The sequence below is a fragment of the Vibrio rotiferianus CAIM 577 = LMG 21460 genome (genome assembly GCF_002741985.1).
Classification (GTDB): domain Bacteria; phylum Pseudomonadota; class Gammaproteobacteria; order Enterobacterales; family Vibrionaceae; genus Vibrio; species Vibrio rotiferianus.
Genome location: NZ_APHW01000109.1, coordinates 46,314 through 70,966 on the forward strand (window position 1 = coordinate 46,314; position 24,653 = coordinate 70,966).

Annotated in this window: 16 protein-coding genes, 1 tRNA gene and 3 pseudogenes; all 20 read right to left on the bottom strand. The window is 44.5% G+C overall.

All coding sequences use genetic code 11. From position 1 onward, the window contains the following. Window positions 1–4: 4 nt before the first annotated feature. Window positions 5–675 (bottom strand): annotated as a pseudogene (locus B853_RS24250) (GAD-like domain-containing protein). A 134-nt stretch (window positions 676–809) separates the two neighbouring features. Beyond that, window positions 810–2,075, bottom strand: coding sequence for a type VI secretion system ImpA family N-terminal domain-containing protein (locus tag B853_RS24255; protein WP_038887550.1), 1,266 nt, complete (start codon window positions 2,073–2,075; stop codon window positions 810–812). Between the two features lie 54 nt (window positions 2,076–2,129). After that, window positions 2,130–5,675: a type VI secretion system membrane subunit TssM gene (tssM, locus tag B853_RS24260; protein ID WP_010452433.1), complete on the bottom strand. Its 3,546-nt coding sequence runs from the start codon at window positions 5,673–5,675 to the stop codon at window positions 2,130–2,132. A gap of 15 nt (window positions 5,676–5,690) precedes the next feature. Beyond that, window positions 5,691–7,112 (bottom strand): type VI secretion system protein TssA, encoded by a 1,422-nt coding sequence (gene tssA / locus B853_RS24265; RefSeq protein ID WP_038887552.1) that lies wholly within the window; start codon window positions 7,110–7,112, stop codon window positions 5,691–5,693. An 8-nt stretch (window positions 7,113–7,120) separates the two neighbouring features. Then, complete coding sequence (gene vasI, locus B853_RS24270) at window positions 7,121–7,777, bottom strand: type VI secretion system-associated protein VasI (protein ID WP_038887554.1); 657 nt, start codon at window positions 7,775–7,777, stop codon at window positions 7,121–7,123. After that, window positions 7,774–9,354 carry a sigma-54 interaction domain-containing protein gene (locus tag B853_RS24275; protein ID WP_038887556.1) on the bottom strand — a complete coding sequence of 527 codons (1,581 nt, stop codon included), beginning with the start codon at window positions 9,352–9,354 and terminating at the stop codon, window positions 7,774–7,776. Before B853_RS24275 ends, vasI begins: the two co-directional genes overlap by 4 nt. Window positions 9,355–9,356: 2 nt before the next feature. After that, entirely contained in the window at window positions 9,357–11,966 is a 2,610-nt protein-coding gene (gene tssH / locus B853_RS24280) for a type VI secretion system ATPase TssH (protein WP_038887557.1), read from the bottom strand. Between the two features lie 25 nt (window positions 11,967–11,991). Further along, complete coding sequence (icmH, locus tag B853_RS24285; protein ID WP_038887560.1) at window positions 11,992–12,765, bottom strand: type IVB secretion system protein IcmH/DotU; 774 nt, start codon at window positions 12,763–12,765, stop codon at window positions 11,992–11,994. Window positions 12,766–12,767: 2 nt separating this feature from the next. After that, window positions 12,768–14,102 carry a type VI secretion system baseplate subunit TssK gene (tssK, locus tag B853_RS24290; protein WP_038887561.1) on the bottom strand — a complete coding sequence of 445 codons (1,335 nt, stop codon included), beginning with the start codon at window positions 14,100–14,102 and terminating at the stop codon, window positions 12,768–12,770. Window positions 14,103–14,108: 6 nt separating this feature from the next. After that, window positions 14,109–14,588, bottom strand: coding sequence for a type VI secretion system lipoprotein TssJ (tssJ, locus tag B853_RS24295; protein ID WP_029561125.1), 480 nt, complete (start codon window positions 14,586–14,588; stop codon window positions 14,109–14,111). A gap of 2 nt (window positions 14,589–14,590) precedes the next feature. Then, window positions 14,591–16,060 (bottom strand): type VI secretion system-associated FHA domain protein TagH, encoded by a 1,470-nt coding sequence (gene tagH, locus B853_RS24300; RefSeq protein WP_038887563.1) that lies wholly within the window; start codon window positions 16,058–16,060, stop codon window positions 14,591–14,593. 2 nt (window positions 16,061–16,062) lie between these two features. Then, window positions 16,063–17,010 carry a type VI secretion system baseplate subunit TssG gene (tssG, locus tag B853_RS24305; RefSeq protein WP_211285392.1) on the bottom strand — a complete coding sequence of 316 codons (948 nt, stop codon included), beginning with the start codon at window positions 17,008–17,010 and terminating at the stop codon, window positions 16,063–16,065. Window positions 17,011–17,044: 34 nt separating this feature from the next. Next, window positions 17,045–18,814 carry a type VI secretion system baseplate subunit TssF gene (tssF, locus tag B853_RS24310; protein ID WP_038887564.1) on the bottom strand — a complete coding sequence of 590 codons (1,770 nt, stop codon included), beginning with the start codon at window positions 18,812–18,814 and terminating at the stop codon, window positions 17,045–17,047. 5 nt (window positions 18,815–18,819) lie between these two features. Then, window positions 18,820–19,257, bottom strand: a complete 438-nt coding sequence (gene tssE / locus B853_RS24315) for a type VI secretion system baseplate subunit TssE (protein ID WP_010452457.1) — start codon at window positions 19,255–19,257, stop codon at window positions 18,820–18,822. Window positions 19,258–19,259: 2 nt separating this feature from the next. Further along, a pseudogene (tssC, locus tag B853_RS24320) lies at window positions 19,260–20,736 on the bottom strand (type VI secretion system contractile sheath large subunit). 42 nt (window positions 20,737–20,778) lie between these two features. After that, window positions 20,779–21,294: a type VI secretion system contractile sheath small subunit gene (tssB, locus tag B853_RS24325; protein WP_038887565.1), complete on the bottom strand. Its 516-nt coding sequence runs from the start codon at window positions 21,292–21,294 to the stop codon at window positions 20,779–20,781. 386 nt (window positions 21,295–21,680) lie between these two features. Continuing rightward, on the bottom strand, window positions 21,681–22,685 hold the full coding sequence (locus tag B853_RS24330) for an SEL1-like repeat protein (RefSeq protein WP_010452462.1): 1,005 nt from the start codon (window positions 22,683–22,685) through the stop codon (window positions 21,681–21,683). A 522-nt stretch (window positions 22,686–23,207) separates the two neighbouring features. Next, window positions 23,208–23,281, bottom strand: a tRNA-Gly gene (locus tag B853_RS24335). 215 nt (window positions 23,282–23,496) lie between these two features. Beyond that, a complete protein-coding gene (locus tag B853_RS24340; protein ID WP_038888003.1) occupies window positions 23,497–23,976 on the bottom strand; it encodes a Dps family protein in 480 nt (159 codons plus the stop codon). A gap of 445 nt (window positions 23,977–24,421) precedes the next feature. Beyond that, window positions 24,422–24,653 (bottom strand): annotated as a pseudogene (locus tag B853_RS24345) (IS110-like element ISSpi6 family transposase); the annotation flags it as partial.

The following is a 24,653-nucleotide window of genomic DNA, read 5'->3' on the forward strand; positions in this document are numbered from 1 at the left end:
GAAACTAGCGCATGATATTAATACTCGGCTCTTCCAGATCCATTAACATTTCTAGGTGGGGGGGGTGATATCCACTTTTTGCAGATTTTCCAGCAGCCACTTTCCACCTAAACAAGTCGCTGGAACAAACGCATACATTTCGTTTTCCGCCAAAGGGCCGAGTTTGTCTAAAGCACGTTCAAACAGAGGTTCTTCATATTCATCTACTTGTTCATGTCTGTAACTTGAAGCGCTTTCAAAAAAAAGAGCCATATCTAATTCCAACTCTTCTTCACTTTGCTCTGGCATTTCTTCGGCGTGCCACTGATGCAGTAGCCCTATCACCGGATAATAAGACATTACATTACCGCGCTTACTGTTCCAGATTTCCAGATTCCCAAACGCCCCTCTGGCTATCACATAGGTTTCCGACGGGTCATCTAACTGACTAAGCGCACATAGGCGTTCAATAATGTCTCGGTAGTCGTTGGGATTTACCGTCCAATACAAACCGTTGTTATACCCACACCAGCCATGGCGCTCCCAATAGGCCAATAAATTAGTTGGTAAGATACCTTCGTAATGCTCTAAGGCTTGTAATGGCACTTCTTGGGATACAAAAGCTGCCCCCATACGTCGTTGAAACCGCTCAAACCTAGTGTCCATTGTTTCAGACCATTGAAATTTAAAGTTCATTACTTTTTCCATATATTTGAGCACCCTGCTTTTCTGTAGAGGAATTTTCCTTTCCCATAATCAGCATTCACGTGCTTTTAATATAATAAATAGCGAACCTAATTGGTTCGCTATAAAAATATAATCAATTCGTCCTATTGAGTGATACTGCCGGAACTATCAATTTCCTGTTCTAATACAGCGATCTTCCAGCTAAGGTTGTTTAGCCGATCTTTAAGAATATCAAACTCTTTTTCAGCGGTTTCTAGCTCACCGTTTTTTATGAGTTCTTGAACATAATCCACACGCCCGTAGATTGGAGATAAGCTAATGGCAAAGGCCTCCAAGGATTTGGTTTGCTTTTGTAAGTCTCGCCATTTTCCACGCTTCGCTAGTAAGGAGATGTTAGCCATCTTGGTTCGAATGTCACTGAACTTAGCAACAAATAACTCGGTTTGTTCTAGTGCTACTTTCTGCTGCTCTGAAAACATTGCGTCGAGCTGTGTTGTTTTGTCATCTTGAGGATATAGCGTTTTAAGCAGTTGAACATGAGCCATCGCTTGTCGTTTGGAATCGGAGAATGATTCCAACATGTCGTGCTCTAGTGCTTCGCCATATAATGGAACAAGATCTTTTTGCCAACGTGCTCGTTGCTTGTCGGAAGACTGCTCAACAAACAACTTAGCCTGCTGCGTATCATTTATTTTGCTAATAAGCTGAGGCTGCCCATAAGGTGTAGAGTGGTACCATGGCCAACCTTTCCACCCGGCCAATACACCCACAACGACAGCACAAACCGCTATCGTCGACATGCCGAGTCCTTTTTGCCAGAACTTTAGCTTCGGTGGTTCACTTCGCTCCTGTTTCTTCAGCAAATTGTGGTATTGGGTTTCTATGCGGTCAATATGTTCAAAAAGCGCGAACCCCACTCCTTCAAAATCGACTTTATAATCGGTACTTTGCTTCTCAACTAACTGGTGTAAACGATCGCAAAATCGCTCTGCTCGATACAGTTCACGGAGAGTACCGTGATCCGGTTTCAACGCTTTCAGCTCTTGTACAACACGCCCGTTGACCCAATCGAGAAGCTCTTTACGCATTTTGGCTGTTTTGGTATCACCGCTACTCTGATTCGCTAGACTACTGCTTAATAGCTCTAAACCCGTAGCGAAGCCAGTCAAGCCTTGAGTCTTTAGACATGCCACTGTGTAGTAGCCGCACATCATAAAATCAATCCCAGGGCCACGTGCTAGCACTTCACAGTTTTCTTTAACTGCCTCCCAATCACTGCCACCAGCAATTGGGTTAAAGCGACGGTTGATTTCTTCTCTTACTCGGATGTAAGGCTCTAAGACTCGAATTGAGTCCGAATCCTGAGTTAGTCGAAAAAACGCATTATCAATATAAATCACATTGGACATTGTAGATATCGTCCTGAAAAGGCCAGAGCGAATCACTCGCTTTGGCTCTTTGGGTTAGTAAAGTGTTTTAGACAACTTGAACGATTTGAATAAACGCTCAGTGAATGGGTTAGCATCTGCCTCTGAGTTAACGCGGTAGATCATCTCACCACCATCAACATCGAACTTAAAGTCGACTGAGGTTGGGCTTGCTGAAACAACCGACGCTTTGTCTAGCAGACGGAAGAACGCCCACGGACCTTGAAGCTGAACACTGCGAGGTGACATGTTTGATTTGGTTGGAATCAAAGTCACTTTCGATACAGCAGAGTCTCTCAGTGTGTTAGGCCAGATCAGCTCTACGCTTTCACGCGGGCCGTGACTGTAAGCAAGGAATTGCCCGTCAACATTAAGTAAACTGCGACGCTTATTGTTGGTTAGGCTCATCGGTTCTACCGAGAAGTTCACATCCAATATGCCTTTTCTGTTGAAGAATGCTTCACGAATTTTCTGGGCTTGTTGGATTTGATCCAGCACTTCTTTACGAATGATCGATTGAGCAGAATCATCGGCTGTCACTGTAATGTTTTCTTCAATAAACATTTTCAGTTGGTTGTTGTAAAAGCTATCCAGCGTGCCGTTAGGAGCAAAGAAAGATTCGAAATCTTGTAGCGACGCGTCTTTCTTAGAACCTTGCGTAAATGGATAGCGCCCTGCCAGTTTGCTCTGGAATGGCGCATACACATCTTCTGTCCAGCGAACTTCCAAGTGCTTAATCGCCTCTTGCTTCACAACGTACCAACTTTCATCTGCCAATTTCGCAAACATGCTGTCCATCGGTTTAGGCAAACCAGATGAGATTCGCTTCAACGTATAGATTGGGTCTGCGTTAATTAACTTAACTCGTGCTTTGGTAGCATCAAGGGCTGCCATTCCGACATCTGGCGCATCTTTAATAGCCGTTAAGTAGCTCTTAAGCTCATCAACGGAAGCCAGAACTTCGTTGATGTATGCTGGCTGACCATCCACTTGAGTGAGCATCCCGTTAAGATCCGCAAACGGTGTCTCGATCATGGATGCGACTTTGTATTTTGGACTCTTCAACAACTCATTCTGTGCTGCGTCATCTGCTGGTAACGTGGTAAAGAGTTGGGTGTTATTGTCCAGCGTACGCAATAGACGCTGCATCGGTTCAAGGTTGCTGGTGAGATTTTCTAACACCATAACTGCGTCGTTGATGTCATTGAAATACTTCACATCAATTTCATTCAGCGCTGCACGCCATGTGTTTGTGTAATCGGCTACGTACAAGCTGCGAATCTTATCTCTAAGCGCTTGTTTGTCGGCTTCACTAAATTGCGCGGTTTTGGTTTGCCCCAATACCCAACTGTCAATCAGCGCCAACTCTGAGACCGACTCAGACTGTGGCATGAAGAAATCTTCAAAGCCTCGTTTCGTCAGCATTTGCGGAATGTAAAGGCTCTCACTGTTCATCACGCGTTCTTCAAAAACCACGTCAAACACTGGGCCAACAAGACTTCTTAAGTTGACTGCTGGGCCTAGTAGCGTCTGAGCACTTAGTTTCAAGTTTCGGTAAACACGCTGGTCGTTTGGCATTGTGCTTAGCTCGGTTTGTGCTCGTGCGATCACTCTATCGTAAGGCTTCATCACCGACTCAGCATCTTTGTCACCATTTAGGCGATCTGCCTCTAAGTCAGTATGGCGCATTGCGTATTCTAGGTGCCCTAGCAAATCTTCTTGAATTTTACGCTGACCTGAAAACTCTTGTTGCCAGTACTTGGCAAAGTAGTCCAGAACGTAATCTTGGTAGCGACCACTCTTGTCAACTAGCATTCGATAGACTCTAAGTACTGCCAACTTCTCTTCGTCGGTTTGAGCTTGGTTTAGATCTACAACAACATCGGCCATCAACAGTGGCAGTAAACGAGTCTCTAGTAAATTTAGGTACGTTTCCTCAACTTTCGGACCGATGGTATGGCCTTGGTACAATCCAAAGTCTGATATGTACTTAGGCTTTTCTCGGAAGAAACCAAATTCAAGTGTGGCTTCACGGATCTGATTAAGAGGATCTAGAACATTTTGTTGCGATTTCAGACTCTTGTTACCACTAAACTGCTCTTTATATTGGTTAACTTTGGCTAGCACTTTATCCGCATGCTGAACGTTACTCATGTAGTTACGGTGCCAGTTACCGACTAGCAGTACCGTCGCAATAGAACACGCAACGAAAGAAAGCATAAGCAGACGACGTTTGTTTCTCGCCACACGGAAGTTGTCGGATGCCAAGCCAGCTTCTGGATAAATTATGTGGGTGAACAGTTTCTCAGTGAAGTATACCGTGGAGTTTTTTGCTCTCTGCGCGGTGTTGATCGCATGGGATAAACCGTAACGACGCGAGGCTGCATCATCAAATGCATTGCTTGGGACACCTTGCTGATACACGGACGTAAAGTAAGCACCACGAACCAGAGCAGAGGTAGAGAACTGGTCACTTGCCAATGCTTCTTGGAAGAAGAGCTCTAGTATGTCTTTTAAGCCTGCGATCTGGCGGGTAAAGCTGTAAATAGCATTACGCTCTTCCAATGTCATTGGCGCAGATACGGTATGAGGCAACATGTCGTTAATACGTTCAACGAATTGCGTGTATTCAGAGACAAATTCTTCCAACCAAGAGTCTAGGTTATCAACGGAATCCATTGAAAAAGTAAAACCGAGCACCTCTTCTCGCTGCGCTTTTGTGTAATGCTTGAAGAAAGGTTCAAAGCCGTATAGTAAATCGAGTTTTGTTAGTGAGATGTACACTGGTAAACGAGTCGATAATGTCTCCATCAATTCACGTAAGCGGGCACGCAACAAATTTGCATATGCTTTACGCTCTGATGCGGTTGCGGTCGCCAAATGCGAAACATCTAATGCCAATACAATACCATTAAGCGGTCGACGACTACGCGTACGCTCTAACCAATTAACAAAGTGTAACCACAGTCGACGCTCCATCTCACCGTTGTTTTCTTCGCTTCGGTTACCTTGTGTTAGCAACTCTCCGTCAGGGTCGATCAAAACCGATTCATCCCCTACCCACCAATCAAATGAGTAAGGGTTTTCGCTTTTCTGGCCCGAAGCACGCATTACTGATGAGAATACGAAATTTTGACCCGAACGGTTGATCAAGCTTGTTTTGCCAGCATTCTCTAACCCGAGGACAAGGTACCAAGGTAATGCATACAAGTAGTTGTGCTTGTTCAGGCTTTGTTTCATGTTCACCATGACCTGATTCAGCTCAACTTCTTGGCGTTCTTCATAGACTTTGATTGGATCTTGACGCAGTTTCTCTTCGCGTACTTGCTCCGCTTTAAATCCTTGTAATTTACGCCACTGCCAGACGCCCCAAATCGCTAATGCGCCCAGAGTAAACAAGCTACTAGCAACAGCACGAGCCGTAATGGACTCCAGCGGCCTTTGCTCCGCAATAACTAACCATGGTCCTGCCCACCAAATGGCAACGTTCAACAATATGAACGTTGTGAATAGCAAAATAGGCATTGCCGCAGCAAGCCCAGGTTTAAGCCGTTTTACTATTCCGACAATAAATTTCCACATGAATTGTGTCCTTGTTTACTCTGACGTTGTATATCTTTGTATTTGTTCAACCAAACTCGGCTCCCAGTCAGGAACGGTGAGATTTTCGATCTGACTATTGAGTGTTTGGTATTGTTCTTTTGCCATTGCATCGAGATGGTTGGTGCGCATTAGATCAGCCGCCAAAAGTCGCCAATAAAACTGGTCTCTTGGCTCGACAGCGCTGACTAGGCCATCATTCAACATGGAAAGCGCGACGGCGATGCCACCTTCTTTTGCCAATTGAAACGCTTCTTTACGTTTTTCCTGCCAATCTCCCCCAACAGACTGACCTGATGAACCGTCAGCTTGACCAACGTTGATTAACCACTCTTTCACACTTTCTGAAACGAATGGTTCACCACCTTTAAACTTCAGTTCGAATAAAGAAGGCATGCGATTGAGAAAGTTTTGCGTTTCTTCCACTATGGCTTTGCACCAGTCTTCTTTACCTAGCTGTTTGGCAATGGTATGGCTCATGAGTTGACCCTCAAACCAATAGGGAGCAAGCGTCAGGCTTTGTTCTACTTTTCGCCATAGAGCAAGGTCTGGGTGACGAAGCTGATCTTGATAGTCTTTTACTCGATCAACCTGCATCCCACGAAGCATGGTTTCGCCATCTTGTTTATGATCTGGTAATGAAGAAATACTGCCCCATACGGCGAAACGCCTAAGTCGAATCGCCAGCGCAATTCCGTAATCCTGTTCGGAAAGGAAATCAGCCACTTTCAACAGTGTTTGTTTAGCCGCTTTATCGCTTGAGTGATCCACCACAACACTAGAAGATGATGGAGTGACAGATGCCGGTGCAACTTGCTCGGTTTTCGCCTCACTCTGCGCACTTTGTTCCGTTACTCGTTGGCTTTCTTCAGCACGAGAAAGCTCGCCTTTCACTCGAACCACGACAGAGTCGACTAGCTCTGAGGTAAGTTCCAGTTTCTCAATCGCCTCTTGCCATTCTGCTACGGCTTTTTGTAACGCTTGGCGATCTGTTTCGTCTAACGTGGAGAAGTCAAACTTATCAATCACTAAAGTAAAGCGTTGGGCCATTTGGCTGAAGAACTTTCTCCTTGGCAAGTTCCCCCTTGGTCCCGGTGCTGGAAAGCTCTCGTTCCAATAGTGACTTATAAACTCCCCCATTACTTCAAACGATGTAATAAGGCGCATTGGCGTGACTTGATTGTGTAAACACTGGAGTAAATAAACGAGCAGTTTAATATCTTTGCTCTGCTCTCCAAGAAGCTTCAGCGTGCTGTGCTCCACTTCATCCCACTGGACCGATGCATGTGCAAGCGAGCCAACTTTCATCATCTGATCTTCGACAAAGTCAAAAAGGGGATGATCGACAAGTCGTTCGCCTACCGGGCTATCATTACTGATCGGTTTAGCGATACATTGGCGGTATTCAGTAATTTCCATTTGTCCTCCTACCAACCACAACGTTCGCGTAAAGCTCGAAGGCCATGTTTTAAGTCGCGAGTGTTAAACTGAAGGCCATCAGCGAGATCTGAATTGGAGCGCAGCGTCAGATATGAGTCATTCCCAATGCGCTTCATCATGTCGATTGCAGGTAACCCCCGCGCTGACGAAAACAACACGCCATAATCATCACTACGCCAATATTGCATCGATCCACGAACAGAAACTTGGATACGAGCATCGGCTGCTTCTTGAGGCAACGCTAATTCAACACGGCTCAAGTTGTTGATGCAACTGAGCAGAAGCACTGGCGCGTCTTGCTCTTCAAACGTGGTATTTTGAGCAGGTAAAGCGACCCAAGCACTCCCATCTTTGCCTTCACCTTCAACAACTAAGGCCCACCCCTCTCCGGGCTCTAGACCATCACGAGCCTCGATCGCCCGATTCCACTCAGAAGGGTAAGGGTTATCAGCAACGGGGGTAGCATGCTCTTCTAATGGCGTCGCGAAGACACCGTCAAAACATGCAAGGCGGTCTAGGCGCGCTGGTATTTCTCGGCACTGATTTGCCTGCTCTACCAATGTCTCGGTTTGATTAGCGAAACTGTCCGAGCTAACGCTAAGGCAACTGGATGCAACAATCACTGCTACAAGGCACTGTTTCATGCTTTGATCTCCAGTTTTTGACACTTGTACGCCAGCGTCCGTTTTGGAATGCCTAGGCTTTTTGCTGCCTTGGCACGATCACCAGAGAAACGCGTTAACCTTTCGGTAATAACGGTGGCTTCAAAGTCGTTGATGGCTTGCTTCAAGTCATCAATAACCGCAAAGTTAGGCGTATAACTTTGTTCTTCACTAGAAAGTACTTGCTCCGAAACGGAGGCAGAGTCCGATTCAGCAACGGGGTCAAGATTACGCATTAAGTTTAAACGGTGAACAAAGCAACCCGCTTCGATTTCTGTTCCATCTAGTGTTTGTGCACAACCAAACTCCACCAGATGCTTTAGCTCACGGACATTGCCCGGAAAATCATACTGTTTTAAACAGTCCAGTGCTCGATAGTTGAGCCCACGAATACTTGTGCCGTGTTGCTGGTTAAACATGCGTACAAAGTGACTACATAGCAAAGCCAAATCGTCTAATCGAACTGACAAGTTAGGCAATGAAATCGGATATTGAAACAGTCGATAATACAAGTCTTGTCGGAAGGTTTTCTTTCTTACCTGTTCAATCAAATTGACATGTGTTGCTGAAACCAATCGAAAATCGGAGCTCTGCTCTTGCTTTCCCCCAAGAGGGCGAAATGTTCGAGTTTCGAGCACGCGAAGTAACTTTGCTTGAAGCGTCAGGGGCATGTCACCAATTTCATCAAGAAATAATGTGCCTCCGTCTGCTTGTGCGATGAGACCTTGCTTATCGGTATCTGCACCGGAGAATGCACCTTTACAGTAACCAAACAACTCACTCTCTAGGAGATGTTCAGGGATGGCGGCACAGTTAACAGCGACCATTGGTGCAGACTGACGAGATGAAAGCTCATGAACAGCGGCAGCAACAAGTTCTTTCCCTGTCCCTGTTTCACCTTGAACCATAATGGAAAGCTGAGAGTTTGCTGCAGATACTATCTGCTCTCTCAACTTTTGCATTGCCGCACTTTCCCCGATTAACGTGGTTGCCAAGCTATTTGCCATCATTCGTTGCGCTGAGTCGCGTTGTATATCATAAAGCGACTCTTTCATTTCCATACGAGTTTGCTCTTCACGTTCCATTTCCGTGAGCAATTTCCATTGCTGCGCAAACACATCAACAAACTTTATGAAGCCCGTGTCTTTAAGTACGTTTGAGACCGTGTGGTTTTCTCCAATCATCAGCAGTATCGAATGGACTTGTCTATCACCCATTGGTAAAGGCTGCACACAAACTGAATCAAACATTCCAACGTTCTCGACCAGTTCAGAGAACGCACGGTTTGAACGCCAGAAAATCAAGTCTTCTGCGGTAAGGTGCATCGTTTTAAGTGATTGCAGAACATGTGCAAATGGGGCATCGAAATCAGTTACTGACCATGCGTATTGGCGCTGAGAGTCATGCGGAACCAAATTGCGACCATCTGACGACGGTAACAATAAAAAACTGTCCCTTAGTTTCATGCCTTTATTAAGCAAATCGACAAAACGCAACGCGAGCAGGTGGGGTTTTCTTATCCCCACCAATTCGGTAGCAAACGCCAACCATTGACTCATGGTTACTCTACCTCCCCAATAAACTCGCCATCCGATGCGGCAAGGCGAATGCGATGAATCGGCTCTCTTTCGGCTAACTTGTTAAGGAGAGCAAGCGATACTGGTGGTAATAGCTGACCTTCGATGATGGCCTCAAGCATACGAGCACCATTTTCGCTACGAGTTGCTCGGCTTAGAATTTCGTCAATTAGACCTTCACCTATTTCCATCTCTGCGTTGTAGCGAGACTTAAATAGCTTCTCTAGGCGTGTTAGCTTGCCGCGAACAATTTGATCAAGTACTTCTTTACCTAACGGAAGGTAAGGAATCACTTCCATACGAGCTAATAGTGCAGGCTTGAAGAATGCTGCCAGTTCTGGATATAGCGCATCATCGAGTTTTTCTTTGTCTTCTGCGTAATCCACTATGGTTTGGTAACCAAGGTTAGAGGTTAGGAAAAACACGATATTTTGACAGTCGATCAAGCGGCCTTCACCATCGGCAAGTTCACCTTTATCAAAGCCTTGATAGAAGATGTTCAATACTTCTGGGTGTGCTTTTTCTACTTCATCCAAAAGGACAACTGAGTAAGGCATTTTACGGATGGCTTCGGTTAATACACCACCTTCACCGTAACCAACGTAACCTGGAGGTGAACCAATTAGGCGAGATACTGTGTGTTTCTCTTGATACTCCGACATATTGATCGTTGTTAAGAACTGCTTACCACCATATAACTGCTCGGCTAGCTGAACAACAGTTTCTGTTTTACCAACACCACTTGGACCAACAAGTAAGAAAGCGCCTTTTGGTCTGCCAGGGCGACGTAAATCAGCACGAGCGGTTAGCAAGTGGCGATGAATGCGCTCAATTGCGATATCTTGCCCTTTGATCGCCTCTCCTAGTGTCGCTGTAAGGTGAGTGATCTTGTTCAGCTCATTGGTATTCATCTGATCAACCGGCACACCAGTCCAATCGGCGATGACCTCTGCGATTTGGTCTGAATCAACTTGGGGATACATCAAACGTTGCTCATGTGCAATCGCGTCCAGTTCACCGTATTTCTCTTGCAGCTCAGTGTAAACCTGCTCGCTTTTTTCCGCGTCTTGTTCCTCTGCTTTGCTCAAGGACATGAGTTCAGCACGTAACTCGATGATCGATTCCACCAGTTCTTTTTGGTGCTGCCAGCTTTCTGTGAGTTCAGCTTTTTCTGCTTCATCTACCATTTCTTGCGTGCGAAGAACATCAAGGCGCTCTGCATCTACAGTCTGCCCAAGGTACTGGGCACGCTCCAACATATCAATTTCAAGCTGGCGCTGGTGACAAAGTGTTTCTAGCATCGCTAAACGTTTAGGCGGTGTTGTCATGTTGATCGCAATACGTGCACAGGCAGTATCGAGTACATCAATCGCTTTATCCGGAAGTTGACGCCCTGAAATGTAGCGAGCAGACAGTTCCGCCGCTGCTTTCAAAGCGTCATCAGTGATTAATACATTGTGCGCTTTCTCATACACACCATTTAGACCACGTAAAATATCAACGGCCTGTTCGATACTAGGCTCATCGAGTTTTACGAGCTGGAATCGGCGAGTTAGCGCAGGATCTTTTTCAAAGTATTTTTTGTATTCTTTCCAAGTTGTGGCGGCAACAGTGCTTAGCTCACCACGTGCTAGCGCAGGCTTGAGAAGGTTAGCGGCATCGCTACCACCTTCTTGGTTACCTGAACCGATAAGTGTATGCGCTTCATCGATAAATAGAATGATTGGCTTTGGCGAGTCCTTAATGGCATCGATAACACCTTTAAGGCGTTTTTCAAATTCACCTTTAACCGAAGCACCCGCTTGCAATCGGCCCAAATCTAATGAATATAACTCTACGTTTTGTAGTTGAGTCGGCACATTACCAGCAACCACGCGCAAGGCTAGACCTTCAATCATGGCACTTTTACCAACACCCGCGTCGCCGACAACAATAGGGTTATTTTTGCGACGGCGGCAGAGGATATCAATCATCAGATTTAGTTCGTTTTCACGACACAATACTGGGTCAAGTTCACCCTGACGTGCTTGCTCTGTTACGTTGGTACAGAATTTACCAAGTGGCGTTTCTGCGGCATTTTGAAGTGGTGATTGACGCTGTTCACTTTTGTTCTCAACGGCAGTTTCTGCTGATTCGTTTAATATTAACGCGAAGTTTTTCTTTAAGCTTTCTCGGTTTATGCCATCGAAAAGAGCAATCAGTTTGAAAGGAAGATAACGGTCAACTCGAGTTAGTGCAGCAAGAAATACTGCACCAGAGCGTAACTCATTTTGTTCTAGCTCTGTGGTTGAGAGAAGCCATGCTTCTTGAAGCAACTCAACGAGTAGTGGGGAAAATGCAGGATAAGTATCAAGCACTTGCTCGCGACTGTACGTCTCGACAATTGCTTGCTTTACCGTTTCTACTTCCAACCCAGCTTGTTTCAGAATTAGGCGAACATCCGATAGTGGGTTATCTAGAAGCACATCTAAATAGTGCTCTAGTGTCACTTCTGGATGTTGGCGTTCAATACAAATCGAAGCCGCTTGCTCTAAAGCTAATTTACTTTGAGCGTTAAGTTTTGAGATAAGAGTTGGTAATTCTATACGGATCACAACGTACCACCTAGCCTAATTATTATTAAAGTATCTGATTTAATTGATTTAACACGTCGCTTGATTTGTTATGCAGTACGTATGTGTACCCCAAAAACAGCCCAGCCCAGAGAACGACGAACCCTAGGAACACCGACCAAACCGGAATTTGTCGACTTAACTTATATTTGGCACGAACGACATGTTCAGTCGCGCTAGTAAGAGCTTGAGGTTCACGTTCATCAAAGCTACACAGAATATCGTGCAGGCGTGTAATCACCTTTTCGCGCTCTGCATGACCACCTTCCATAACGCGGTATTTTCCTTCAAAGCCCAAAATCAAGCAGTGATAGATAAACTCGAGTAAAGATTTGTATCGCTCCGGCTCGCCCTCTAAACGATTTAGAATGGTAAATACTTTTTCACCACCCCAGGTTTCATTATGAAAGCGCGATAGCATCGAATGCTCTGCCCATACGCTTGACGCTCCCCACTCAGTGCCCATTACAGACTCATCCAGACATGCACACAAAATGTAGCGATACGCCATTAAGATGGCATGCTCATAGCCTTGCTCTGACAGCTCGATTTCTATCGTTTTGATTTCTTCGACTGTTTGACGATAAATGAGGTCGATATTTTCACACTCAGTAAGTGAGCGAACTCGTAGCGAAAGGCCAAACAAGGGTGTGGCTGCATCGATCAAAGGGTTTGGGTTGTCGCCACGAAGTTGAAACCAGTAGTCTTGGTCGTGGTTGATTTTTTCCACATCGTCAAACAGTAAGCTCGACAATGGGGAGTCTTTTTTGGTTGGCTCCATGTTTAACTCCTGATCGCCCAGAACTGAAGGTCTAGATCTTCAAATGCACCAGCTACATGGAACGCAAAACCACTAGAATGGTTCAGCATTGACCACGCAGGGCTTGTTTTGTCCAGCTGGTAATATGTATAACCCGCGTGATATGGAAGCTGGCGAGGTGCGACCGGTAGTGACGTTAGCGGAATACCCTGAAGCTGAAGTGAGATCAGCTCGCGGATCTTCTCTACTGAAGACACTTTGGTTTGCTGCGTGAACAAACGGCGTAACTCGTCTAGTGGCATTCTTGCTTTGACAGCAATAATGAACTCTGCACTTTCCATCAATTGAGGATCGTGGATCGGTGCAACCATTAATCCGTACTTGCGTTTTTCTAGTTGGATTGAGACCGCTCTTGGTTCCAATACAACACTCAAACTCTGACGTAAGTTTCGAATCAATGGTTGAAATGATTGACTCGGTAAATCGTGACTGTAACTTGGCAAGCTTGGTGGCAATCGACTTTCATCTGTAAATGTAGCAAGCTCACCACATACGGTTGAAAGACACTCAAACAACCGCTCTGGATGCAAACTTCTAAGCTCCGCTAGATGTTTCATCTGAGGTTGTAATCGGTTAAGCGCCTGCAACAGCATGAAATCGGACACATCTGCAACGCCGCCTTGAGACGGTGAGCTAATGCGTTGTGCGATGTTTTTTGCTCGTTCCCTCATCAATCCCGACATTTCGTTGATGAAACGATGCAATGAGGACATACCAACCACATTCAAGTGGCACGGGATAAAGTCTGGATCCAATACCACACTTCCGTCTGGGCGTTTCTCTAAAATACGGCCAATAGCGATAGATGCGTAAGAGCTTCTGTCTTCTCGCTCTAACATGATCTGCATACGAATCGGTGATACCTCTACTGTAGTGGTGTCACCTTGTACGCTGTGCACATCACGAACTTCTTGGCGACGACTCACATAACGTCCTGTGCCTCGCTCTTCCGGCCAGTTTATCTCCATCAAGGATTCACTACGTAAAGGGACGGCAAGGTAAACGATTTGGTTCGCGAGCGACGCATCATCAACTTCTAGAGCGTCGGGCATATGGTCTTCTTGAGGAATACGGAAGACTGTACCATCAGGCATCACCCCAACAGCTCGCTCAATTGCAATACGACCAAACGATAAGTACTCAGGGTTTAATGACAACTCGGAAACACCGTATAAGTAACGACTAACGGAGCCTAGACGCTCATCGATGCAGTACTCTGTATATCTCTGTTGTTGCTGGAAGTGCTGAGGCTTAATGAACAAGCCTTCATTCCAGATCACTCGGTTACGCGCAAACATCGTATGCTATTCCACCCTGTCCAATTTTACGTTGTAATCTTTAAACATCATGAGCAAGTGGTATTCCCTGCCCTTATTCAGTATTTTGACGGCTTTTTTCCATTCACTGAGCTCTGGTTCAGCAAAATGGGCCATCACTCCGATGTAGTTGGTTTCTTCGTCGACTTCAAAGGCATCGATGAATTTGAACTGTTCAGGTAGCAACACGTAGTCGTAAATTTTGACGAAGTTACTTCGAAGCGCTGTTTTGTAGTCTTTTTTTAGCTGGTCATAGTCCGCTGACATAAACATCGAATCGTCTTTTAATTCGAATACCTGAATCTCTACTGGTGATGATTCACCCCAAATGTTGGGGTTGACCAAATCATCACTGACCAAACTGAACGTCAATTTTGTTTGTGCTTTCGCGGGTTCATAAGGTTCCGGCGCGCTACTGCATGCAGTCAGCATCAGTAATGAGCACAACATCCATAGCACTCTTATCACGGCTATAGCTCCCGTTGCTTTTCTCGAATTTTTCGGTCGTATGACTGCTCAAAGATTTCCCAGAATAGTTTCTCGAACCCTCTCTGGCGGTTGGAAGTTAATTCGCGGTAGTAATTGCAATACATCTTCCAAGCCCACTCATCACTTGTTGTTTGCGTCGTATCAGTGGTGCGTTTGTAGTGATGAAAGCGACGTAGCATCACCTCCGGAGAGAACGCAGTTAAAATCTGACTCAACGCGTCTGCGGTTGCATGCTGCATTGCTTCGTTGTGATCGCGCACCGTTTTGAGGCTTTCTGCTATCGCCGCTGGTGCAGATAAGTGCACCAAACTTTTGTCTGCGTCATAAAGAGTTTTAACCGTTTCTTCATATGACAGTCCTAGGCGCAGTGGGTTATCTTCGATAGGTTGAAGGTTTCGGTTTAGCGTTCCGAAGCGCCCCTCGCTCACCTGTTGATGCAAATCCAGTAATCCGCGCACACATGCTTGAAGAGATTCACCCATTTCTTGTGACAATAAATGCATTCGAGCCATATTGTCTTCATCACTCAAATCCACCCCTAAACCGTCAAGCATTGGGCCCGTGATAAGGTGGTTAGTTTGTGTATTACTATGGTTAAATGTCTCTGTCTGTGGCTGGATGCTCTTTGCCACTTCCTCTTCTAACAGATCCAGTACTTTTTCATCCATTGTGAAACCTTCTGATACGTTGCTATCGTTGTTATTTAGTTGGGTGGGCTGAGCCACAGATTGAGAAACGTTGGTTTGCTCTTCTTTATTCGAGGGTTTCAATTTGTTAAAACCAAAACCTAAAATTTTCTTGAGACGAATAGATGATGTCATTTCATACTCACTATCCGCTTGTGGGGTAAAGGCAACTTCATGTAATCCCAAATCCTCATCCGGCACTAATGATTGCTTGGGTAATTCTCTTGGCTCAGGATCTGGTTCAATTAACCTGTTTTCGTTGGCTTCTTGAGAACCCATTAATTCATCAAGCGCGTTTAGTGGGTCAGCATCAATACCTTCACTTTCCAGTTCAGGCTCTTCTTCGTATGCCAAATCAGAAAGTAGATCTTCGTCTTGTGAGGTAAACAGCGCGTCCAATGAGCCATGCTGGTCCTCGACTTCATTAGCGTTACCAAATAGGATGCGCAATTGATACGGCCCAATGGAAACTTCGTCTTTATGATTCAGGCGAGCTAACTGGCCTTTCCCTAGCGGTAAGTGAGCACCGTTGACGTAAGTGCTCCCGCAAATATCTCTTAGGCAATACGCCCCATCGAGTACAACCACTTCACAGTGCTCTGAGCTTACTTGTCCATCCGAGTCGGTGAGTCGCCACTCTGATGTCGTCGCCGCGCCGATAATTCCGCCAGTTTCCTTCCATGTATGCTGAGCCGACAAACCAGATTCCAAACGCTGTGCGTTTGTTACCAATAAAGTCAGAGATGGCAGTTTTGGTTTATTCATGGTTATTGCCTTACCTGAATCAATACGTTTTTATTAGTTGTGTCGCTTCCAAGGAACGAGGTCCAACCCAGTGCGACACCTTGTTCTGGATGTAAACAAAAGTCAGGAGCTTCACTTTCTTTCATCGTCAGTTCAACGTCATAGGCCATCTGCTCTCGTAAAATAAACTCGACCAACTTACACAGTGGCTGATGCTCTTTCCCAGATGGCAAGAAGTCTGCGAAGCGTTCCTGCGTTAAATTGCCGATACAAATGACAAACTTGCCACTACAATCAACAACCGATTCACCAATGATTGAATCAATGCCAAGGCTCGCATTCTGCACGCCTAAACCTAATTGCTGACTTTTATCAATGAGCACCCGTCGTCTCACCCATTGCCTGATAGTGACATCTTCTAAGTCGAAACAGTGGGCGATGATGCCTGCCACAACCTGGGGTGAGCGACTTCGACCAGCCAGCGTGCCTGCATACGCCAACATTTTGCACCAGTTAATCGGTGTTTCACCTCGAAGGTCAGGATCACCTAGTCCTACCAAGGCGAATAGCTGTGCAGAGAACTGGTCCTGTGCTCCAGCTTGAAAGCGAACGTAATAACGGTACTTTCGCCATACTCGATAAACGAGGTTGATCAAGCGGTTATTAAAAAAGTCTAAAAATGGCTGTTTAAACCCACCAGCTTCTTCCGTTGCTAACTGCTCCAAAATAAAGCTCGGCAAAGGCGATTGAGCTCCGGAAAGTCCAAAAAAGTTAGTTAAAAGCACTTGCCTTTCATCGTGTCGTGTTTCTAACGCTTTTACATCACATGGCGAAAACCCCAAACTTGGGTTTGCACTAAACACGAGGCGGCAGTGTCGCTCCCATTCTTCTGACTCTGGGTTTAAATCATTGAGTTTCTGCAACAATTCAACTAGTTGATAGAAACTGTATTCTCTAACTTTGGCTGACAGCTCACCCGTTGGGGGGGGTGAAATTCTTCACCGTCTAAATCAACGGCTGCATTCCACTCTGGGTTCCCCATGTGTATCTCTCTTTGTTCGTGACGTTCACCACGACGAGTTCGTGGAATGAGTTAATGCTGGCGTAGAGCGCAAAGAAGTGACTCAGTACCGTGCCAAACAAAAATAAGTCTCCTTCCGAGCCAAATCCGTTTTGGTCAATATGTAAAGTCGACTGTAGCCCTCGTACAGGTAAACCTCTTAAAATTTTGTCGACCGGATGAGACTCGATTTTTACGATTCCGTCTAAACGCATGCGAGCAACTCGTTCTGCCTGACGATCAACAAGCGCTCTAAAGTCGTAGGCTCTTAGGACGCAGCTCAGTGCTTCTTTCGACAATAATGACAGGTAGTTGAGTGACAAGTTGGAAATCAGCGTCCATAGCAAACTGCCATCTAAAACGGGTCTAAGCGATTGCGACGGTACGGTTATATTCTGGAATGTCGCAAATGGTGGTGAAGTATCGGTTGCAACACAAATATCACCCACTCCTAGCTCTAGTGGCAATAGGCGATTCGTACATGTAAGTTTAATTGAAACCGCTTCATCAATACCGACAGCAGATGTTTCATCTCCTCGAATAAACGAAATAAATGAATCAAATCCATCGCCTCGGATGCTTTCCTTCACCCTCGTACGGTAGTAAAGAGCTTGACGATTACGTACACGTTCTACTTCGTGTTGAAAGCTCTCGAAAGATTCATAAACTCGCTTTGCACCTCTGATGCGTCTGCCTTCGGACTCTGTATCTTGCCAACCGACTACACTGTCAACGCTGAAAATCTCATAATGCGCAGGATAGCGACTAGAGGGGAAAATCCTGTACTCAGTGCGACGGCCGTTTAAGTCGACCGGATCTGCGTCATGTCTAAATAAATTGATAATAGGAGTGCAATAAAGTTGGAAGTTATCCTTTCTGACTCGCGTATCTGCTGGTAACGTTTTAGAAAAATGAATATTTAACGTAAATTCACCCGTAACAGATTTTGGTAGAGCGCTAGCAAGACCTTTCACGTCGAAAAAGTGGAATGCCTCGGGGAAAGATAAATACTCTTGTAAGATTCGGTAGCCGTCGTAGACATTTTTAGGGTAAGGCAACAGTGCTTGCTCGCTATCAAAACCGACTGTGGCAAATGCGCCAGCAGGTAGTGCAAACTCAACACCGTCAACTTCAACGGTCATTTTTTGTAGGTAATGGTGTAGCCACAAATACAAAGTTTGAGAGCTGTATTTGTCTCCGCCTAAGTAAAAGCGAAGCGTGCCAAGTTTGGCATCTCCTGCTGTGATGTCTCCTGTCATAGCAAGAGAGAGCTTTATGGTGGTTGCTTCACGAGTGTGCTCTGCGCTTACGTCTTCGCATTGAAGTGGATAAAGCTCGACATCTCGACATGTATTAAAATGGCAAGGCGTCCCAAATACAGGCTTGCTATCCAACTGAGTGCCACGAGTTATTACCTGCTTTTCGCTGACGCTTTTATCTGGCGCGAAGGCGACAACGCTCATACTAGGAATAGGACGCAAGTAGTTAGGCCAAAGCATATTAATAATTGAATGAGTAAGCTCTGGGAATTCGTCTTCTACTTTTTCACGCAGGCGTGCAGTTAGAAAGGCAAAGCCCTCTAGCAGACGTTCAACATCAGGATCTGTTGTTCGGCCATGAAGAAAGCGCGAAAGCTGAGGGTGGATTTCTGTAAACTCTTTCCCTTGCTCTTTTAGAAACGCGAGTTCTTCTCTGAAATACTTGTCTTGCGTCATAAAGGTTAAAACACTCGATATTTTCTGTTTTGATCCAATAACAGACTGAACTGGACTTTTTCGTGTAACGCTTCGCTATTAATCGTCGCGATAATATGAAATCTAAGAGTTAACGGATTGAACGTATCTTGTTCTGCGTTTACGACCACATGTGTCAGGCGAGGCTCATAACGCTCCAAACAATTTTGAATCGCGAGCTTGATACGAACTGATAAATCTAAGGTTTCGAGCGTTGCATCGTTAAAATCTACTAAGCCCAGATCCGGTGCACTTTGAGAACCACCGATCCGAGAGTTCAAAATGTTTGATACATTACGTTTAATTGAGTCGAGTACATCTGATGCGTCTGGCCCTTGGGTCAAAGACATCGGTTTGGCGTTGGCTTCCAAACGTTCAAAAAAGCCAACACCAAATGCACTCTCTTCAGGTGCTATGTGCGTCATAATCAAGCTTGATCTAGACGACCTACCAAAGAAAGCTCGAAGTTCGCACCCATGTATTTAAAGTGAGGACGAACTGAAAGCGATACTTGGTACCAACCTGGATTCCCCTCAACATCAGCAACTTCAATACGAGCTGCACGTAATGGGCGGCGACTACGTACGTCTGCTGGTGGGTTCTCCTGATCAGCCACATATTGCTTAATCCAAGTGTTTAGTTCGCGCTCAAGGTCTTGGCGCTCTTTCCATGCACCAATTTGCTCACGTTGCAGTACCTTAACGTAATGCGCTAGACGGTTGATGATCATCATGTAAGGAAGCTGAGTACCTAGTTTGTAGTTAGTCTCCGCTTCTTTACCTTCCTTAGTATTCGGGAAAATCTTTGGTTTTTGAATTGAGTTCGCAGAGAAGAATGCTGCGTTATCACTACCTTTACGCATAGTAAGAGCGATAAAACCCTCTTCTGCCAATTCAAATTCCTTGCGATCTGTGATCAATACTTCTGTAGGAATCTTGCTTTGAAGCGCACCCATTGATTCAAATACGTGTACTGGCAAATCTTCAACGGCACCACCGCTTTGTGGGCCAATGATGTTTGGACACCAACGGTATTTCGCAAAGCTATCAGTTAAGCGAGTAGCAAACGCAAAGGCAGTATTACCCCACAGGTAATGCTCGTGAGAGCTGCTTACATTTTCTGTGTAGTTAAATGACTTGATCGGGTTCTCAGTTGGGTCATAAGGAACGCGTAATAAAAAGCGTGGTGCTGTCAAACCTAGGTAGCGTGCGTCTTCAGACTCACGTAGAGAACGCCATTTGGTGTACTTCGGACTTTCGAATGTAGATTTCAAATCTTTGATGTTTGGTAATTCTTCAAACGAATCAATACCAAAGAACTCAGGGCCAACACTCGAGATGAATGGAGCATGAGACATTGCACCCAATGCACCCATGTACTGTAGAAGTTTCATATCAGGTGTTGATGGTGAAAATGCATAGTTACCGATAATCGCGCCTGTTGGTTCACCACCAAACTGGCCATAACCTGACGAATAAACATGTTTGTACAAGCCCGCTTGACATGTTTCAGGAGCGAATTCAAAGTCTTCTAGCAATTCATCTTTTGTTACGTGCAGAATTTCCACTTTGTTATTCTCGCGGAAATCTGTGCGATCAATGAATAGCTTAAGACCACGCCATGAAGATTCCATTTGCTGGTAGTCTGCGTTGTGAAGGATCTCATCCATCTGCGCGCTGACTTTCTTGTCCAGTTCAACCAACATTTGGTCAACCAAAGACTTGTTTACTGGCTCTTCTGATTGTGGAGAACCCAGTAAGTTTTCAATAAATGCAGCAACACCTTTCTTAGCGATATCATAGCCATCTTCACTAGGAGCAATGCGAGTTTGCTGCATGATCTCATCTAGCAGGCTACCTTCCGCTAACTGGGGGGGTTTCCAATACCGATTCAGTTGTAGACATTAAGTAAATCCTAAATTTTGATTAGTAACGAATATCGTTCAATTAAGCTTGAGGCTCTTCTTCTTTTTTCTCGCCGCCGACCAAATTCAACTCAGCCAAAAGCTTTTCACGAGACTCTTCTGAATTCAGAAGTGTTTGAAGACGCTCACGGAAAGCTGGAATATTGCCAAGAGGACCTTTTAGCGCAACCAATGCTTCACGTAACTCAATTAGTTTTTTTAATTCAGGTACTTGTGATGCCACTGCATCTGGTGAGAAGTCCGCTAGAGATTTGAAGCTCAGCTCAACTGGGAGGTCAGCGTTTTCATCATCTACGAGCTTGTTTTTTACTGTTGTAGAAATATTCAGCTCGCTTTCACGCATTACAGATTCAAAGTTGTTTTTATCAACTCGTACTGCTGAACGCTCTTCAAGCGGTGTTTCTTCTGGATGTCCTTTAAAATCACCCACTACGAGCGTTTTTAAAGGGAGTTCAATTTCAGCCTGTGCATCCCCTGTAGCCGGAATATATTTAATATTAATCCGCTCTTTAGGAGCTACACTTCCTTCTTTAGACATATGAAGTCTCCGATACCTTATGCCAATCGTTGTCGATAAAAATGTCAGTTCGATAAAGATCTGACTATGAATTTAAATAAAAAACTATCTGTGCGCCCTGTTAAAACAAGGTGCACTTTCTATTTATACTTTTATAATTAATATTGATAGCAGGCCGTAATTCCACTATCTAATAAGCCTCTAATTCGAAGCAGACAACCATAGAAAGAAAGTCTAATTAAGCAATAGCTCAATATTGTAATGCGCTTTGGTTATCTACGCTTAGAATTAATAAGCGGCATTCTATTCACGAAACATGAAAACTTTATCTAAAAATAAATAAAAACATGATCTCTATTCCATAATTAGTTGGTGTAATACGGATCATACTTTTATTAACGCTTTAGTTAATAATCCCAAAAAGTATCATGATTATAAAAGGGAGCATGAGACTTTATCTTATTTTCGAGAATTATTAATTTATTGTCATATGTATCATTGACAACTAAAGACAGATTAGAAAATAACGTTTCTACATTTGAATATAACGCAGGTAACTTGTCTCTACCTGCCGACTCTAAATAAACACTTAAATACGCCTTTGCAGTAACGAAATCAGATTCGACAAATCCGTACGGTTCGCTTTGTTCAGTGAGTAGTGACGCAAGGATCGGTAAGGACGTTAGATCGCCAGCTTCCATAGCCTTGACTCGCCACTCATATGCTTTGCCGTACATCTGAGCGGACTCTAAGTATTTGATGTAGTTTAAGATTGCTGGTAAGTATCCCGTCTCTGCTGCTTTTAAGTAAGTGTGCCGAGCATTAGTTTCTCTGCTACCGGGTAAAACATATGTGCCCTTTCCCGCTTCTATTTGGCTTGCTAAATCCATCAATGCATGAGGGTGGTTAAATGCGGCAGCGCGACTTAGGTAGTACTGTGAGAGTTCAGCATCACTACCCTGGTGATAAAGAGCGAGCTCATAAAAGGCTTGATCAGGCTCTTCCCTACCTAAGTTAATGACAGCGTTGTAATAATTCTTTTTCCAAAGATTACGCTCTTCTTTTTCCAACCAATTCGCATGTAGATAAAGAAACTGCATTGCTTTACGACTTCCATTTTTAGCCGCAATCATCAAATAGTGCTTACTCTCTGGAGGGGTTCTAATGGTACTTTTGTATGAAGCCAATTCCATTGCGTATAGATACGCAGCATTAGGGTTTCCGAGCTCTGCTGCGAACTTAAGATACCTACGCCCTTCTACATTCTTAAACTGCGCCCTTAAAAGCCTTCCTTTTTCAAAAGCCTCTACTGCTGAAAGATTATTTAAATCATAACTCCCTTCTTCAGCACTATTTGCAATAGCGCAAAAAAGCCAAAGACTTAAAGCGAATAACCTTGTTACTGCTGACATTCCTGTCACCTTTAAAGCCAAAAACGTACAATCAATTCATTCTATTAGTGAAGACAAATATAAATGTCAACCAAGACGTCCACTGCTCTAATTAATTTTATTCTATGAGCAATATAATAAAGCAATAAACATTCCAAATATGGACAACCGAACTTTACTAGAATCAGGCCCAGCCCTAGGCAACTTTTTGCCCAGAAAAAACAAAATCACCAACCAGCGAGCAAGAAACTGCCCAAAAGCCTGTCTTATTAATGAGCCAGTTATTTGTTTTTATTTTTAGGAGTGCAATGTTGTCCAAGACAAACCGGGAATTTAAGTATTGGTTCTCGCACTAAACAATACATTATACCAAACGGTAAAAATAGAATATTCTTTAAGAGGAATCAGTTGGGTTCGTAAGAAATTATCAAAGTTATGATATAAAAATTATGTATATATTGGGCACGAAATGAAACATTCCCAAAATGGAAAGCTAAAAATCACAGATTGGATTGGATTGGATTGGATTGGATTGGATTGGATTGGAGCGGGCAGCGGGAATCGAACCCGCATCATCAGCTTGGAAGGCTGAGGTAATAGCATTATACGATGCCCGCGCATCGAAGAGACAACCTCAATATGCCACAACTGTAGGAAAAGAAAAGCGCTTTTTGTTCAACTGCTTACTAATCAGCCAAATATAATCAAATGCTTGCACACGGCGCTCATTTTTTGTTTCATCACAACGAAATAAAGGAGCACTAATGTGCTCCTTCTAACTTATTCCCGATTGTTGCATGCGTTCCCAAGGATTGTTTGGGTGATGCGTCGCTTAGCCTTGTAGGTAAGCGTTAAGCATCCACATGAGTTTTTCTTGCTCACGGATGTAGTCACCCATCAATGCCGCTGTACCTTCGTCATCTGCTTCACTCGCGTTTTGTAGAATCTCACGCTGTTTTAGAAGTAAAACGCTGAAGCCTTGAACCAGACCTTGTACACACTCCTCACCAGAAGTCGCGTTTTGATGTTCTTTAATTTCACTTGCTTCCAAGTAGTTGCTGAATGCGTGCGCTGGCGTATGACCCAAGGTTAGAATACGCTCTGCAAGCTCATCGATTTTTGTTTGTAGATCAGTGTAGATCTCTTCAAATTTTACGTGAAGTTCAAAGAACTGCTGACCTTTGATATTCCAGTGGTAACCACGTGAGTTCATGTACAACACTTGGTAGTGTGCTAGTAGCTGATTGAGCTGTTGAGCTAGTTGTGCTGATTGTTCGCTATCTAGACCAATTAGGTTTGCTTGTTTGTTCATAATCTTGCTCCTAGAAGAGTATTACCAATCGTAGTGACCAACTGTTCTTTCTAGATTGGTGTAAAGTTAAAAATTCTTTTGCAGTGTTTGCTGCCGATGGAGTCATATTACGACTCTGCCTCGACGAAAAAAATTTGGTTTTAGCTATGATTTAAATAGCCAATTCCAATGAGCAAGCAGACGAATATCGGCGTATCATTCAACAAAAATGTATGGTCCGCCCCGTTATTGCAACTACAATTTAGTAATAACGGAGTTGGTTTGCGCTAATGTATTCGGAGTCCACGTTGGGAACATTAACTTCCCCGCTCCACGATGATATCCGCGCCAGATTATCCTTAAAAGCCCCAAAGCAACTAGGTGCTATTTTTTGTATCAGGTTACTAATCTGGCCGATTGACCGTTTTTGTCATCACGTTCATTGGCGTTGCAAACTTGGTTGTGGCTATACAGCCTTAAAAGCTTGGCGGTGGAACAACACCGCCCAAGCTATTCTTGCTAGCTTATTGGCAAGTGCGACTACCACTACATTAAACGGCTTTGTTGCTCGTAAATTGACTAACCAATCTCCGAACACTTTTCCTGTTGTTTCTATCCTAGATAGCACGGACCTCGCTCCATGTATAAATAGAGCGCGAAGGTGTTTGTTCCCTCGTTTACTCATGCCTAATAACTTT